Source organism: Flavobacterium sp. PLA-DH12, assembly GCF_059511845.1.
Window position 1 is genome coordinate 304,102 of record NZ_JCAMPD010000005.1, and the last position, 15,569, is coordinate 319,670.

Annotated in this window: 12 protein-coding genes; all 12 read right to left on the reverse strand. The window is 30.3% G+C overall.

All coding sequences use genetic code 11. The features are described from left to right. Window positions 1-27 precede the first annotated feature (27 nt). On the reverse strand, window positions 28-1,122 hold the full coding sequence (locus tag AC5ZCW_RS12260; RefSeq protein ID WP_496120089.1) for a glycosyltransferase family protein: 1,095 nt from the start codon (window positions 1,120-1,122) through the stop codon (window positions 28-30). A gap of 21 nt (window positions 1,123-1,143) precedes the next feature. After that, complete coding sequence (locus AC5ZCW_RS12265) at window positions 1,144-2,403, reverse strand: hypothetical protein (RefSeq protein WP_343544828.1); 1,260 nt, start codon at window positions 2,401-2,403, stop codon at window positions 1,144-1,146. Beyond that, the gene (locus tag AC5ZCW_RS12270) at window positions 2,396-3,703 is read right to left on the reverse strand and encodes a lipopolysaccharide biosynthesis protein (protein ID WP_343544827.1); all 1,308 of its coding nucleotides are present in this window, start codon (window positions 3,701-3,703) and stop codon (window positions 2,396-2,398) included. Before AC5ZCW_RS12270 ends, AC5ZCW_RS12265 begins: the two co-directional genes overlap by 8 nt. Before the next feature lie 57 nt (window positions 3,704-3,760). After that, window positions 3,761-4,984, reverse strand: coding sequence for a UDP-N-acetyl-D-mannosamine dehydrogenase (gene wecC / locus AC5ZCW_RS12275; protein WP_496120092.1), 1,224 nt, complete (start codon window positions 4,982-4,984; stop codon window positions 3,761-3,763). 5 nt (window positions 4,985-4,989) lie between these two features. Beyond that, entirely contained in the window at window positions 4,990-6,114 is a 1,125-nt protein-coding gene (wecB, locus tag AC5ZCW_RS12280; protein ID WP_343544825.1) for a non-hydrolyzing UDP-N-acetylglucosamine 2-epimerase, read from the reverse strand. 73 nt (window positions 6,115-6,187) lie between these two features. Further along, window positions 6,188-7,312 (reverse strand): GDP-mannose 4,6-dehydratase, encoded by a 1,125-nt coding sequence (gene gmd / locus AC5ZCW_RS12285; protein ID WP_343544824.1) that lies wholly within the window; start codon window positions 7,310-7,312, stop codon window positions 6,188-6,190. Window positions 7,313-7,357: 45 nt separating this feature from the next. Then, complete coding sequence (locus tag AC5ZCW_RS12290) at window positions 7,358-8,308, reverse strand: GDP-L-fucose synthase family protein (protein ID WP_343544823.1); 951 nt, start codon at window positions 8,306-8,308, stop codon at window positions 7,358-7,360. Window positions 8,309-8,415: 107 nt separating this feature from the next. Next, complete coding sequence (locus AC5ZCW_RS12295; RefSeq protein ID WP_343544822.1) at window positions 8,416-9,492, reverse strand: Wzz/FepE/Etk N-terminal domain-containing protein; 1,077 nt, start codon at window positions 9,490-9,492, stop codon at window positions 8,416-8,418. An 8-nt stretch (window positions 9,493-9,500) separates the two neighbouring features. Next, complete coding sequence (locus tag AC5ZCW_RS12300) at window positions 9,501-11,990, reverse strand: SLBB domain-containing protein (protein ID WP_343544821.1); 2,490 nt, start codon at window positions 11,988-11,990, stop codon at window positions 9,501-9,503. A gap of 51 nt (window positions 11,991-12,041) precedes the next feature. Beyond that, window positions 12,042-13,088 (reverse strand): dTDP-glucose 4,6-dehydratase, encoded by a 1,047-nt coding sequence (gene rfbB / locus AC5ZCW_RS12305; protein ID WP_343544820.1) that lies wholly within the window; start codon window positions 13,086-13,088, stop codon window positions 12,042-12,044. A gap of 16 nt (window positions 13,089-13,104) precedes the next feature. Further along, entirely contained in the window at window positions 13,105-14,112 is a 1,008-nt protein-coding gene (locus AC5ZCW_RS12310) for a mannose-1-phosphate guanylyltransferase (RefSeq protein ID WP_496120096.1), read from the reverse strand. A 29-nt stretch (window positions 14,113-14,141) separates the two neighbouring features. Further along, on the reverse strand, window positions 14,142-15,428 hold the full coding sequence (locus AC5ZCW_RS12315; protein ID WP_496120098.1) for a nucleotide sugar dehydrogenase: 1,287 nt from the start codon (window positions 15,426-15,428) through the stop codon (window positions 14,142-14,144). Between the last annotated feature and the right edge of the window lie 141 nt (window positions 15,429-15,569).

A 15,569-nucleotide genomic window follows, 5' to 3' on the forward strand; every position in this document is an offset into this window, starting at 1 on the left:
TCGCAAAAACCTTTAAAATTCCTCTAATCATTTTATTAATTCATTTACAATTTCTACAGTATGCTCTTCCGTAAAATTAGCTCTTAAATACTGATAAATATTATTTCTAACATTTAAAACTTCGTCGCCATCTAAAGAATATATACGTTCAAATATTTGAGACAATGAATCAATAGTGTAATCGGTATAAAATAAAAGTCCATCTTCTAGATCTGGATATTTCTTCGTCGAGATAACAATTTTAGACTTTGATAAATATTCTAAAATTTTCGAAGGAAAATTATAATTATGCTCATCATCAGAAGGATTTCTAAAACTTAAGGCTACATCACAATCCTTTAATAACTGAACATACTCTTTATAGTCCAATAAACCTAAATATTTAATGTTATTAAAATTACTTTGATACCTCTGAATCAATGAATTAAAATCTTTTTCGTCGTATCGAAATGGTCTTCCTGTAATAAACAAATTATACTGCTGATTTTTACTAAAAAATTCCAAAGCAAATTCTAAGCCAGTAGTTTTTCCTAACGAGCCTGACAATATAACATTTCTATTCAAAAGTTTTGAATTATTTACTTCTATTTCGCTTCTATAGAGGAGTCCAAGAAGCAATTTCGAATTGATGTTAGATTTAATATTAGAGTTCAAAGCAATAACTCCATTAATTTTTTTAAATATCTTGATATATATTTTATCAATTAATCTCCCTTTATAATTATCATAATCGGCAATTATAACAAATACATTTTTATTCAAAATAAATTTAACTAAACTAACTACTATAAAATTTTGATAGTCTAGATTGTAAAAAAATACATCTTTTACATTGCTTTTACGAATAGTATTGAAAATTTCTAAAGTATCTACCAATAATCTATAGAGGTAATTAAATTTATTTTTTAGACCAGATTGATTATTTATAAAACGAACATTCTTCTGATAAGTAAATTTCTTTTTTTCATTAAAAAAAATAGGCAAAACTGATATTATGAGCTCTGGATTCGTAAAATTTATAAACTTTTCTTGATACAAATTTGCTGCTTGTGAAAAACCAAAATGCGATAATGAATCTGAGGAAGATACAAAACTTCCAACAAAAATTATTTTTTTCTCCAACTTAAATATAACTTTTATTAATTAACCTATTTTTTGACTATTAAATTTGTAATCTGATCTTTGTTTATAATGATGCATCATACCAAATAGAAAAAGAAAAAATATAGGATGCTCTAACAAAGGTTCAACAAGGGTTACTACAGACACTGCTATAAAACCATATAAAAATGGATTCTCATTTATTACAATACCTTTAATCTTTTTTGAACGTACTAAGAATAATTCTTTAAATGAAATTTTGGTACCTTTCAAAACTAAATAATAAATCGGGAATCCCAATATAAATCCATAATAACATAAAACACATAATAATCCAACATGAGGACGAACAGCGATTTCACCATTCCAAGCGAATAAAGCTTTACCATCTATTAAAATTGGATTACCAAAAAAGGGATTTCGCTCAATTACTTTCAATACTTCGTAAAGACCTGTCTCTCCTGTTAATCTATCATTGTCACTAGAAGAAAAAACAGTTGATAATCTTTCAGTAATCAAATCATAATAACTTAAAAAAGTTTCATTACTCAAGAGAAAAAAAATTAAAACAGCTACGAAAACTGTAAACTTTAGTTTAATCTTAAATGAACTTTTAAATATAAATATTAAAAGAACGAATATACTTGTCACAAAAAAGCTTCTACTTAAAGCCGCTATCCCCAAAACAATTGAACAAATCAAAAGTAATGTTCCTCTTAAATTTTTTTTACTCTTTATATAAAACAATGCTAATGAAAATGCTCCTATAGCAAATAGTGATAATTGACCTGGAGAATTAAAAAAACCCGTAGCTCTTCTGCTAAAAATTCCTATTGAATATTCGCCGTCACCGTATGATGTATTCTCAGATAGACTATCTGTCAAGAAACTAAAGATTGGAAGCAACGTTAATAAATGAATAAAACTGGCAAAAAAATAAGCATCTAACAAACTTTTTTGATATTTTGGTTCAATAAGTAATATGAAAAGAAATAGACATTGAATCAATACTATTTCATGTTGAATAAGATAATTGAAGTCCTGCCCTAGCAAAACATGAACTAAGGTACTAATAATTATATATGCCAATACTAAATAGCACTCTTTCAAGTAACGATTTGATAGCAATTTTTTTTTTGCAATGCTATAGCATTTTATAGAAATTAATATCAAAAAGATTAAAACAAACATAATTGATACAACATCATTGCCGACTATAACTCTAAAAAAGACCGTTGGATCTACAAAAAAGAAAAAAGCAAATAAGCAAATTGAAAAACTAACATTCCATTTTTTAAACATTTTCTTTGCCTAAAATATTTAATATGTATTTTTTTTGAGAAAGAGCCATAATCAACATAGCTAGTGGCATAAAAAGAATTATACCAACAGTTCCAAAATTTATAAATAAAATCCAACTGATTGGCACATTAAGAATAGCTAAAACAACATACATAATTAATTGTAACTTAATTCGTCCTATACCATTTAAGTAATATGAGTAAATACTATTCAAAATTATAAAAAGATTTTTTAACATTATTATTAATGCATAAATCTGTGGTACTTCAATACTTTCTTTAAACCAAAACTTTACAGCAAGTGGAAACAACAGTAACAGTATTAAACTCACAAAAGTTAACCCTCCAAATATTAACTCCAATTTTCTAATTGTTTTTTTTATCCAAATAGTATCTCCTCTTTCGTTGGCAGCAGTAAAAGCTGACCAAAAAGGAAAAAGAATAATTGTGCCAATGATTGAAATAATCCCAAAATATTTGTCTGCAATATTAATTACAGTAACAAATTCCGGATTACTCCAAGTTGAAACTAAAATATTAGATAATTGCAATAAAAATATCATTGATATTTGTATCCCAAAAAATTTGATTCCTGTTTTCAGAATTGCCCTAATCCATTCCTTGTCAAAATAATCAAATTTTGGCAAAAGGTATTTATATTTCCCTGCAAACCCAATTAACGTAAGTGTTCCATTAGATATTACTGGAATACTTCCAATAGTTATTCCATAATAAAATAACTTATCATGAGAAAAAACATCTTTAATACAATAAAAAACGTAAACAGCTATAAGAATTAAAATATTATTTATTCCAGTAATCAAAGGAGCAATAGATGAACGTTGATCTGCTGTATATATAGTACTTGTCAATCTTAAAATCATTTCAAAACCAAAAAGGATAAGTAAAATATTTATCAAACTAAAAGAATTTTCTATATAGTCAAAATTAAATATTAACCGATTGTAAAGTATAAAATTTAATATTAAGCCTATTAATACAAGCCCTAATGATAAGATAGAGATTGCAATGAATGCATTTGTCACTATTTTAGTTGATTTGAGGTTATCTTCTCTTGTAAAAGAAATAGTTAATTCATTTCTGAATCCATTTCCGATACCAAAATCGAAGCTACTCATCCATAATACAGTTCCATAAATAGTTATCCATAGTCCATAATCATGCTTACCTAAAAATTTTATACTAATAGGCAAAGAAATCAATGTAGCCACAATTCCTAAACCTTGCCAAACAAAACCTTTCGCAATATTTATAAATAATAAATTCTTAAAAATTTTCATTCTACTAAAACTAATAATGATGGATTAACAATAAAAATTATCCCAAGATAATTTTTATTAATACAAACTACTATTAGTTACTCCACAGAAATCAAGTACTATTTTATTTTTCAAACTGCTAAGCTTTCTAAATTCATCATGTGCAACTAAAAAAACTATAATATCTGCCTTTTCTGCTGCCTCTTCATAATGCGAAATTTTAAATACCTTATGATCTTCAATATTTGGTTCGACAATATAATATTCCTCATCCTGTGCATCCTGCAATACTTTCTGAGCGATGTACTTCGCTGGAGACTCTCTTAAATCATCAATATTTGGTTTAAAAGCCAACCCCATTAAAGCAACACTTGGTTTTCTGTTATTTTTAATTTGAAATTCCAATTTAGCAGTTTTTACTTGTTCAGCACACCAAAAAGATTTATAATTATTTATTTCTCTAGCAGAAGCTATTATCTTAGATTCCATTGGATAATCTGCTACTATAAAATATGGATCAACTGCAATGCAATGTCCTCCGACTCCACATCCAGGCTGTAAAATATTTACTCTCGGATGTTTATTTGCCAACGTGATTAAATCCCAAACATTGATATCAGCTTTAGCACAGATCAATGAAAGTTCATTTGCAAATGCTATTTGAACGTCTCGTGAAGAGTTTTCAGTTAACTTACACATCTCAGCTGTACGAGCATTAGTTGGGTGTAATTCCCCTTTTACAAATTGACTATAGAAAGAAATTGCCTTTTGTGTAGAAGCTTCATCAATTCCACCAATTACACGGTCATTATGCACTAATTCATACATTACATTCCCCGGTAGTACTCTTTCAGGGCAATAAGCTAAATATATTTTATCTTTTAATTCTGGCCTTTTTGAAAAAATATATCGCATCATTTTTTCAGTAGTCCCAATTGGAGAAGTAGATTCAATTATGTATAAATCTCCCTCTTTTAATAAAGGTATAATTTCTTTTGTAGCAGCTTGAACGAAAGAAATGTCCGGTTCATTTTTTTCTTTAAAAGGAGTTGGCACTACCACTAAGTAAGTATCAGCAATTACAGGTTTTATATCTGCTCTAAAAAATCCTGCTTTAACAGCATTTGCAACGGCCTGATCTAGATCGGGCTCCACAATATGAATTTTTCCAGCATTTATAGTGTCCACTACATTCTGATTAATATCAACTCCGTGGACAGATATATTATTATTGGCCATAAGAGCCGATGTTGGCAATCCAATATAGCCTAAACCTATTGTAACAACTTTTTGTGTATTCATTTTCTTTATTTTGAAACTTCTTTTATATAGTTAACAATGCGCTCACATGCTCTTCCATCACCATAAGGGTTATGCAAAGCACTCATTTTTTCATATTCCTCTTTATTTTTTAATAAATTGTTGCATTGATCAATAATTTTATTTTTGTCTGTCCCAACTAATATAACTGTCCCTGCTTCTACAGCTTCAGGACGTTCAGTAGTATCACGCATCACCAAAACTGGTTTTCCAAGACTAGGTGCCTCTTCCTGAACTCCACCACTATCGGTAATGATTAGTGTTGATTGATTCATAAGCCAAACAAAAGCAGGATATGCTAGAGGCTTAATAAGTTTAATATTGCTTATATTGCCCAAAATCTCATATACCGGTTTCTTAACATTAGGATTTAAATGTACAGGATAGATAATTTGAACATCTAAGTTCTGCTTAGCAATTTCTTTTAACGCAGCACAAATATTTATAAATCCATCACCATGATTTTCTCTTCTATGGCCAGTAACTAAAATAATTCTTTTTGAAAAATCAATTTGCTCTTTTAAAAAATCAATTTCTTCATTTTTTATTTCTTGTACCCTAGCAGTACTATCTAAAAGAGCATCAATAACTGTATTACCAGTTATCAATATATCATGTTCGGCAATATTCTCTTGTAATAAATTATTCTTAGAAACTATTGTAGGCGCAAAATGAATATCGGCAATTCTACCTGTCACTTGTCTATTTATTTCTTCTGGAAAAGGAGATAGTTTATTATGGGTCCTTAAACCTGCTTCCACGTGACATACTTTTGCTCCAGAATAAAATGCAGCTATACTTGTGGCCATCGTAGTAGTTGTATCTCCGTGAACATATACATAGTCCGGCTTAAATTCTTCAAATAACGGCTTCAAACCTAAAATAATATCTGTAGTCAAAGAATATAAATTTTGATTTGGTTTCATTAAATCCAAATCAAAATCTGGAACAATTTCAAAAAAATCTAATACTTGATCTAACATTTCTCGATGTTGAGCTGTAACACAAACCTTTGTATCAAATAATTCACTATATTTTCTAAACTCTCTTACTAAAGGAGCCATCTTTATAGCCTCAGGACGAGTTCCAAACACAATTATATTTTTTATCACAATTATTCTTTTCTATATAATTATAAAATTTATCTAAAACAATCAGTATTTCTGTTTTTATTTTTAATCTATCTTATTCAAAATAGTTTAAAGTAGTGTAGCCTCCATCTTTTAAATATTGATCTTTTTTCATCAATTTCAAATCAGATTGCATCATATCTTTAACTAAAGCCAATAAATCATACTTACATTCCCACCCTAATTTAGTTTGGGCTTTTGTTGGATCCCCAATTAATAAGTCAACCTCTGTAGCTCTAAAATATTTTGGATCAACAGCCAATACTTCTTTGCCTCTTTCAATTTGAAATTCAGGATTTGAACAAGATTTAACAAACCCTTTTTCATCAATCCCCTCTCCTACAAATTCCAATTCGATTCCGACTTCAGCAAAACTCATTTTAACAAAATCTCTAACTGACGTAGTTTTTCCTGTAGCAATTACCCAATCTTCAGGTTCATCAGCCTGCAAAATCATCCACATCATCCTTACATAGTCCTTAGCATGTCCCCAATCTCGTTTTGCATCTAAATTTCCCAAATATAATTTATCTTGTAATCCTAAAGCAATTTTTGCAGTTGCTCTTGTAATTTTACGAGTTACAAAAGTTTCTCCACGAATTGGTGATTCATGATTAAACAAAATTCCATTACAAGCATACATTCCATATGCTTCGCGATAATTTACAGTAATCCAAAAAGCATACATTTTAGCTACAGCATAAGGGGAACGAGGATAGAATGGTGTTGTTTCTGATTGGGGAACCTCTTGGACTTTACCATATAATTCTGAAGTGGACGCCTGGTATATTCGAATTTTTTTCTCTAATCCTAGCAAGCGAACAGCGTCTAAAATTCGTAAAGTTCCTAAGCCATCTGCATTTCCAGTATACTCTGGTGTTTCAAAAGAAACTGCAACATGGCTCATAGCTGCCAAATTATAAATCTCATCTGGCTGAATTTCTTGGATTAATCGAATTAAATTTGTACTATCTGTCATATCACCATAATGTAAAAAGAAATTACGATGATTGACATGAGGATCTTGATATAAATGATCAATTCTATCTGTATTAAACAAAGAAGAACGTCTTTTTAATCCATGTACTATGTATCCTTTTTTTAATAAAAACTCGCTTAGATAAGCTCCATCTTGTCCTGTTACTCCTGTGATAAATGCAGTTTTTTGAGATGTATTCATATTTAAATTATCATTGTTAATTTCGAGCAAAACGAACTCTACTTTTTATATTTTTACTTCTTTAATTTCATTAACATTTTCCAAAAACCAATCATAAGTTGCTTTAATTCCTTCTTCCAAATTCACATTGTGCTTCCACCCTAAATCGTGCATTTTAGAAACGTTCATTAATTTTCTGGGAGTTCCATTAGGTTTGGTTGAATCCCAAACAATATCTCCTTGATGACCAACAGTTTTTTGAATAATTCGAGCTAAGTCTTTTATAGTCAAATCTTGTCCTGTACCGACATTATACAGATAATCTGGAAGTGTATTTTCTAACGCAAAAACAACTGCTTCTGCCATATCATTAACAAACAAAAACTCTCTTAGAGGAGAGCCATCTCCCCAAAGTGTAACTGTAGAATTATTATTCTCCTTTGCGATATGAAATTTTCTTATCATAGCAGGTAACACATGAGAAGTATTCAAATCAAAATTGTCATGAGTACCATATAAATTAGTTGGCATTAAACTCACATAATCTTTTCCAAATTGCTTTCTAATTGCTTGACATGCTTTTACACCAGCAATTTTGGCAATTGCATACCATTCATTAGTTGGTTCTAGTTCATTTGTTAGCAAATATTCTTCTTTCAGAGGCTGTGGTGCAAGTTTAGGATAAATACAAGAGCTCCCAAGAAAAATAAACTTTTCAACTCCAGATTGCAAAGCTGAATCAATTAAGTTGTTTTGGATTTGCATATTTTCCATAATAAATTGATATGGAAAATCACTATTTGCCAGTATTCCTCCGACTCTAGCTGCTGCATCAATTATTACATCAGGATTTTCTTTATTTAAAAATTCTTTTACCGCTTTTTGATTTCTCAAATCCAATTCTGAACTCGACATTCCTACTAGATTTGAATATCCTTTAGTTTGTAATACTCTCCAAATAGCACTTCCAACCATTCCATTGTGCCCAGCGATGTATATCTTTATATCTTTATTCATTTTAATTAGCAATTTTCTTCTCCAAAAATTAGTTATACATAATTTATAAAATAAAACTTTAAATGAGAATAGCTCATTTAATTATTAATAACAATTTTATCAATAATTTACTGATCTTCCAATCCCTCTAAAAGTCTACGTATTACGAGTATTAATATTGAAAAAAAAATACCCAAAACACTTCCCATAAAAAAACCTTTTACTTTACCAAAATGTTCCTCGTATAATGGTAAAATAGGACGATCAATAACTTGTATTAATGGTGTTTCTTTTCGTAACGTGACTTTAGCTAGTTCAGATTGCTTAACTAACTCAGTCAAAATGGCTGTATTTGCCTGTACATCTACTTGCTTTCTGACCGAAGGAGTCCTACGCACATTAAGTGCTGGATTTAACTTAAAAGTATTATCATTTGCAATAGCAACACCCGTAATTGCACTATTCAACTCGTTTCGAATAGAATCTGTTTGGCGTTCCAAAATCTCCATGTTATTGCGCGCTTTCTTACTTTTTGTATCTATATAAAATTTTCCAACTTGTTTCGCAAGTGCCTCACAAAAATACAGAGCAAACAATTCGTTTGTTGAACTAACATCCATAGATATTATAGCTATTTTTTTATCCTTTTGAGCTACTGATAAAGATGATTTTGACAAATCTTTATAAATTACACCTAAAATACTATCATGAACTCTCGTAAAGTCTTGACGTTTAGTATTGGGCAAAAATTGGATATCCTTTAATTTGTTATTGTCTGCCCATTTATCTCTCCATTCAACATTTTGAATATACATTTCTGCTAAAGAAATTATCTTACCATTTACATTTACAGGAGTCATTAAAGTTTGCTCAACCATAGTTCTAGACTTAAACAATTCAGTCAAATTTGAACCAGTAAAGATACTTCCTCCTCCTCCTCCTAGATCAAACCCTAATGAACTAGCCAAGCCTAAAGCTCCACCTAAGCCTCCACCACCAGCTTTTTCATCTTCCAAAGCAAAAGTTAATGTAGCAGTGTAAACAGGTTTTTTAATAAATGAATACGTTAATCCCAAAATTGCACCAATGATTACTGCTACGAAAATAATTTTTATTTTTGAAAGCAAGTAGATATACCATTCTTTAAGCTTTTCTATAAGTTCTTTTAACGATATTTCTTCTATTTCTTCTGTTGTATTCTCCATTAATTTTTTTATTTAAATGCTGTTACGATTAATAAAGCTAAACTTGAAACAACACTTCCAATACCAACCCATTCACCCGTTGACATTTTTTTAGTTTCAGGTTTTTCAGGAATCACTATTTGAGAATCAGGTTCAACTTGTGGATAAGATCTAAAAAACAAAAATGAAGTTGTCACTGAAGCTTTTCCATTTGGATAAATTATATAAGCTTTTTTCTTCCATCCTTTGTTATCTACGCCACCGACTGCATTCAAATAGTATTTAAATCCTTTTCCTTTTCTGTACGGAATTTCAGAAGTTAACAGAACATTTCCTGTTACTTTAACTCCTTCATTATAAACAGATACTTCTATTTCATCTCCTGGAAATAGAGTAACATTTGAATAATGGTTTTTATCTTTCACTATTTTTTCCCAATTAACTGGTATTGTTGCATATTTCAATTCATCTCTTAATTTTCTAGATAATTTCGAGTTAAGAGTATCCTTAGATCTTAAATTAGATTCCTCTGCTACTCCTTCTTTTTTATCTAGAGTTTCTTTTTTATCTAGATTAAGATTTATATTCTCTAATTGCTCAATCTGTTCTTCTTTTATAGGTCTTTTTATTTTCATACCATCTAGATTAGCAATCGATGTTAACCCCCCCGCTCGCATTACAATATTATAAACTGTCTCTTTTTTATTAGCAAGTACATACTTCCCTGGATAAGTAATTGCACCACTAACTTTAACCATCTCGGGTTTTTCGTAAACCGCCATCCTACGAATATTTATGACGTCAAATGGTTTTAAAACGAAGTTTTTAATTTGCTCATTATTATCTGCCGTTATCTCCAACTCCACCAATTCTATACGTTTAGGATTCGAATCGTCAATCGCATCAGATTTTATCATTCTTGCAATTTCAACTCTTTTCGAAGCTGAACCTGTCAATCCTCCAACCTGAACTACTAAATCATTTAACGTAAGATTCTCAAAATACTCGTATTCACCAGGATTTTTTACTTCTCCATCAATTGTAATTTTATATTCTTCTCTAAAATCTAAAATAGAATACACTGTTACAATATCTTCTCTTTTTAATTCTATGTCTGCATTTAAATCACCTAATAAAGCAGCACCTAAATCTACATTAACAATTTCTGTTGTCAAATCAGTTTTTAAACGAATAATTCTTGCTCTTTTACTGTAAGCATCTTCTTTTAATCCTTCTGCTCTTGTAACAAGATCCGAAATTCTCATTCCCTCTGTAAAGGAATAATAATCTGGTCTAAAAACGGCCCCTTCAATCTTGATACGATTTTCAAATCGATTTAAAATCTTAGTAATCCTAAAAACGTCTCCAGATTGAGGTTGGTAAGAATTATATTCGCTTTCGTTTATATCATGAACCTTATACTCTTTCCCTGTCTTTTGTAAAACATTTACAGAACTAGTGTAAGCAAATTCATTAAAACCAGATGCATAGTTTAACAAATCAGAGAATTTTTCACCCTTTTTCATTTCAAAAATCCCTGGTCGCTTTACTTCTCCTTGCAAAGTAACTCTTTGAGTATATGCAGGAATTCTAATTACATCATTTTCTTTTAAACTAACGTTGTCAGATTGATCACCTTTTACTAAAAACCTATAAATATCAATATTTTTATATATCCTATTGTTTCTAATTAATTCTATATTTCTATAACTACCATTTTTACCTGGTCCTCCTGCTAAATGCAAGGCATTATAAACTGTTGCTAAAGAAGAAATAGAATAGTTACCTGGTTGTTTACCACCAACAATAGTAATCTTAATTGTTCGTATTTGACCTAAACTTACGCTTACCTGAGATTGTCCAGAACGTACTGTACTATAAACTCTTGCTATAGCTGCTTTTATTTTTTGGGAAGCTGCTTCTATTGTCATTCCCGACACAGAAATTTGTCCAACGTAATCAATCGTTATTTTTCCTTCAACACTTACAGGAATATTTCCGTCATATTCCTGAACTCCATAAACACTAATTTGCAATTCGTCTCCTGGCCCTAAAATGTAATTCATGGGGGTGGCCAATTTCAAATCAGGTTCGAAATTTAGTTTTGGATTATCAAATAATTCAGAACCAAAAATTAAAGAATTTGCAGAATCTTTTACTTTTTCATTTAGTATTTTTTCTTGTTTTCTTCCTAAATCTATTTCTTTATCTAATTTTTTGGATGAATTACTAGATTTGAAGTCTTTCCCAATATTCCTTTTTTCATATTCTTTAAGTTTAACACTTAATTTATTAAATTCTGTCTGGCTCATTCCCTTAGCTAAAGCCATTGGTTCCACCTGGTCGATAGTTGTATTATTGCTTTTTAACTGAGCACTAATTTTAGCTAATTCGTCATCAGAAATATAATCTACATTTACAGTAGATAAATCTTTCGTTTTCATGAAATCTTGCGCATTAGCATTGATTGACATTAACAAAACAAAAAGTAAGGTAAAAAAATATGTTGTTTTTTTCATATATGTAAGAGTAATTTATCTTAATCAAATGCCGTACTAGCATCGTAAATTTTATGAATATTGTTTTTTATAGTATTCCTTATACATTCCTGAAGTGACATTGTTCAACCACTCTCCATTATCTAAATACCAATTAATTGTTTTTTCCAATCCCTCCTTAAAATTCACTTGTGGTTTCCATCCTAATTCTTTATTAATTTTTGATGCATCAATCGCGTAACGTAAATCATGCCCAGGCCTATCTTTTACGTGGATAATTAATCTCTCAGAAGTTCCTTTTTCTCTTCCTAATTTACTATCCATAACCTCACATAACAGTTTTACTAAATCAATATTTTTCCATTCATTAAAACCCCCAATGTTGTATGTCTCATGATTTTTACCCTCATGAAAAACAAGATCTATTGCAATAGCGTGATCCTCTACAAACAGCCAGTCTCTTGTATAATTCCCATCACCATAAACTGGAAGAGATTTGTTATTGATAATATTGTTTATAAAAAGCGGAATTAGTTTTTCAGGAAAATGATAAGGTCCATAATTATTTGAACAATTGGTTTGTACATATGGTAATCCATAAGTTTCTCCATATGCTCGTACAAAATGATCTGAGCTTGCTTTAGAAGCTGAATAAGGGGAATTTGGAGTATACGGAGTTTCCTCTGTAAATAATCCTGTAGCTCCTAAAGAACCATAAACTTCATCTGTACTAATATGATAAAACCTTTTTCCTTCAAAGTTTCCTTTCCATTGATTTTTAGCTGCATTTAACAAATTCATTGTTCCAATAACATTAGTTTTAACAAATGCAAGAGGATCTTCAATAGACCGATCAACATGTGATTCTGCAGCTAAATGTAGAATCCCGTCAAATTTATGAAGATCAAAAAGATCATTAATAAAACTCTCATCAACAATGTCTCCTTTTACAAAAATATAATTCGATTTATCTTCAATGTCTTTTATATTCTCCAGATTTCCAGCATAAGTTAATGCATCCAAATTAAAAATCTGATATTCTGGATATTTGTTTACAAAACGTCTTACTACGTGAGAACCTATAAAACCAGCACCACCAGTTATTAGAATTTTTTTCATTTTTAAATGCTTTTTATTAATTTAACAAATCTGAATTTTGCTTTTCTAATTCGTTATATATATCTTTTACATCTTGCGAATTTTCTTTTTGCAAAATTAGATTTGCAGTTTTAGTATAAACAAAAATAGTATTTTTCAAACCAAGAAAAGTTGTATGTTTATCACATCCGATAACCATGTTACCGTTAGAATCTGTTGAATGACCTTTTGAGTATAAATAATCATAAACCGATTCAAATGAACCTAAATCTGACCAAGAAAAAGACGCAGGAACAACTTTAATTTTTTTACTACGTTCCATAACTGCATAATCAATGCTAATGGAAGGGATTTGCATAGATAAATCCAAATTTAAAAATCCATTTTTACTTGATTCCCAAACTATTTTTGATTTTTCATAAACTTCAAACTGAAATTTCTTTAATTCTTCTAAAAGGACACTTGCTTTAAAACAAAACATTCCACTATTCCACAAAAAGTTTCCTTTTGAGATAAATTCTTTTGCTGTGGTTTCGTTTGGTTTTTCACGAAAAGAGATTACATTGTCTCCTTCTGCTTCTATGTAACCATAACCTGTTTCCGGTTTAGTTGGAATAACACCAAAGGTTACAATAAAACCATCATTAGCTTTTGTAACCGCCTCATTGATTGCTTGATTATAATTTTCCATTTGATCTATAATATGATCTGATGGAGTGATAATTAAAATATCTTCTGGATTTGATGCAAATGCTGCGAAAGCAATTGCCGCTGCAGTATTTCGTGGAGTTGCTTCAATAATATTTACATACTGAGTATTGGTTTTACTCATCACTTTTCCACTTAATTGATGATTGTCAATATTTCCAACAACCATTACTTTATTTGCCAGATGACTATTACGTTCAACTGTCATTTCAAATAAAGATTTACCATCAAATATTTCAAGGTATTGTTTTGGTCTACTTTTACGCGAAAGTGGCCATAAGCGACTCCCAACTCCTCCTGTAAGGATTACATGTGTGATAGATTTATCCGAACTCATATATTCTATATAAAAAAAGAATTCTAGAACTAAAGCCTATTGTCAGCTAAAGATCCTAAAACTCCTTTTACATCATAAATTAAACTTTTCTCCTTTTGCAAATTTGAAAACTCGATCTGAAGAAACTCCGAGTGAGCTACTCCTAATACTAATGCATCAAATTTCTCTTTCGGAATACAATTGATAGTCTTTAAACTATATTCTCTATTAACTTCTTCTGGGCTAGCTAACGGATCAAAAATAGTAACAATTATTCCGTAATCTTTTAACGCTTTTACAACGTCTACTATTTTTGTGTTTCTAACATCCGGACAATTTTCTTTAAAAGTAATACCGAGCATTAATAACTCAGCACCATTGACAGAAATGCCTTTTTTTATCATTAGCTTCACTATTTGCGACGCTACATACTCTCCCATACTGTCATTCAAACGTCTTCCTGCTAAAATAATTTCAGGATGATATCCAAATTCTTGTGCTCTTTGAGCTAAATAATATGGATCTACGCCTATACAATGTCCTCCAACCAGACCAGGCTTAAATGGCAAAAAGTTCCATTTTGTCGCTGCTGCTGCTAATACTTCTTGGGTGTCAATATTCATTAAATTGAATATTTTAGCCAATTCATTTACAAAAGCAATATTAATATCTCGCTGTGAGTTTTCAATAACTTTTGCAGCTTCTGCAACTTTTATTGTTGGAGCTAAATGAGTTCCTGCTGTAATAACAGATTTATATAAAGCATCAACTTTTAATCCTATTTCCGGGGTTGAGCCAGAAGTAACTTTTAGGATTTTTTCAACAGTATGTTCTTTGTCTCCAGGATTTATTCTTTCTGGAGAATATCCAGCAAAAAAATCCTCATTGAATTTTAAAGAAGAAACTCGCTCTAAAACAGGAACGCATTGTTCTTCTGTAACTCCTGGATATACTGTAGATTCATATATTACAATATCTCCTTTTTTTAATACTTTACCAACTGTCTCACTCGATTTATATAACGGAGTCAGATCAGGTCTATTATTTTTATCGACTGGAGTAGGAACCGTAACAATATAATAATTACAACTTGCAATATCATCTACTGAAGTCGTGCAATACAATCCTTTTTCGTTAGGTTTTTCAACTAAAACCTTTTGCAGAATATCATCTTCAACTTCTAAAGTTGAATCTGTTCCAGATTTTAATGACGCAACTCTTGCTTCGTTTATGTCAAAACCTACAACCGCATATTTTGTCGCGAATAATCGCGCTAAAGGCAGGCCTACATATCCTAAACCAATAACCGCAATTTTCACATTTCTTTCTAATTCCATTTCTTCAATTTATTTAGGTCATTAAAATTCACGGCTTCGCCGTTCCAAGTCACATACCTCTGACTCAGCTACCTAAATTAATCATTTTCGGCAAATATAGTACAATAACTCTAGTTATTCAATACGGTTTCCCGTAATACT

Bases quoted from the DNA above. Each gene is read 5' to 3' on its own strand.
- AC5ZCW_RS12265 (WP_343544828.1), bottom strand. From the start codon at position 2,403: ATGTTTAAAAAATGGAATGTTAGTTTTTCAATTTGCTTATTTGCTTTT.
- AC5ZCW_RS12270 (WP_343544827.1), bottom strand. From the start codon at position 3,703: ATGAAAATTTTTAAGAATTTATTATTTATAAATATTGCGAAAGGTTTT.
- wecC (WP_496120092.1), bottom strand. From the start codon at position 4,984: ATGAATACACAAAAAGTTGTTACAATAGGTTTAGGCTATATTGGATTG.
- gmd (WP_343544824.1), bottom strand. From the start codon at position 7,312: ATGAATACATCTCAAAAAACTGCATTTATCACAGGAGTAACAGGACAA.
- AC5ZCW_RS12290 (WP_343544823.1), bottom strand. From the start codon at position 8,308: ATGAATAAAGATATAAAGATATACATCGCTGGGCACAATGGAATGGTT.
- AC5ZCW_RS12295 (WP_343544822.1), bottom strand. From the start codon at position 9,492: ATGGAGAATACAACAGAAGAAATAGAAGAAATATCGTTAAAAGAACTT.
- AC5ZCW_RS12300 (WP_343544821.1), bottom strand. From the start codon at position 11,990: ATGAAAAAAACAACATATTTTTTTACCTTACTTTTTGTTTTGTTAATG.
- rfbB (WP_343544820.1), bottom strand. From the start codon at position 13,088: ATGAAAAAAATTCTAATAACTGGTGGTGCTGGTTTTATAGGTTCTCAC.
- AC5ZCW_RS12310 (WP_496120096.1), bottom strand. From the start codon at position 14,112: ATGAGTTCGGATAAATCTATCACACATGTAATCCTTACAGGAGGAGTT.
- AC5ZCW_RS12315 (WP_496120098.1), bottom strand. From the start codon at position 15,428: ATGGAATTAGAAAGAAATGTGAAAATTGCGGTTATTGGTTTAGGATAT.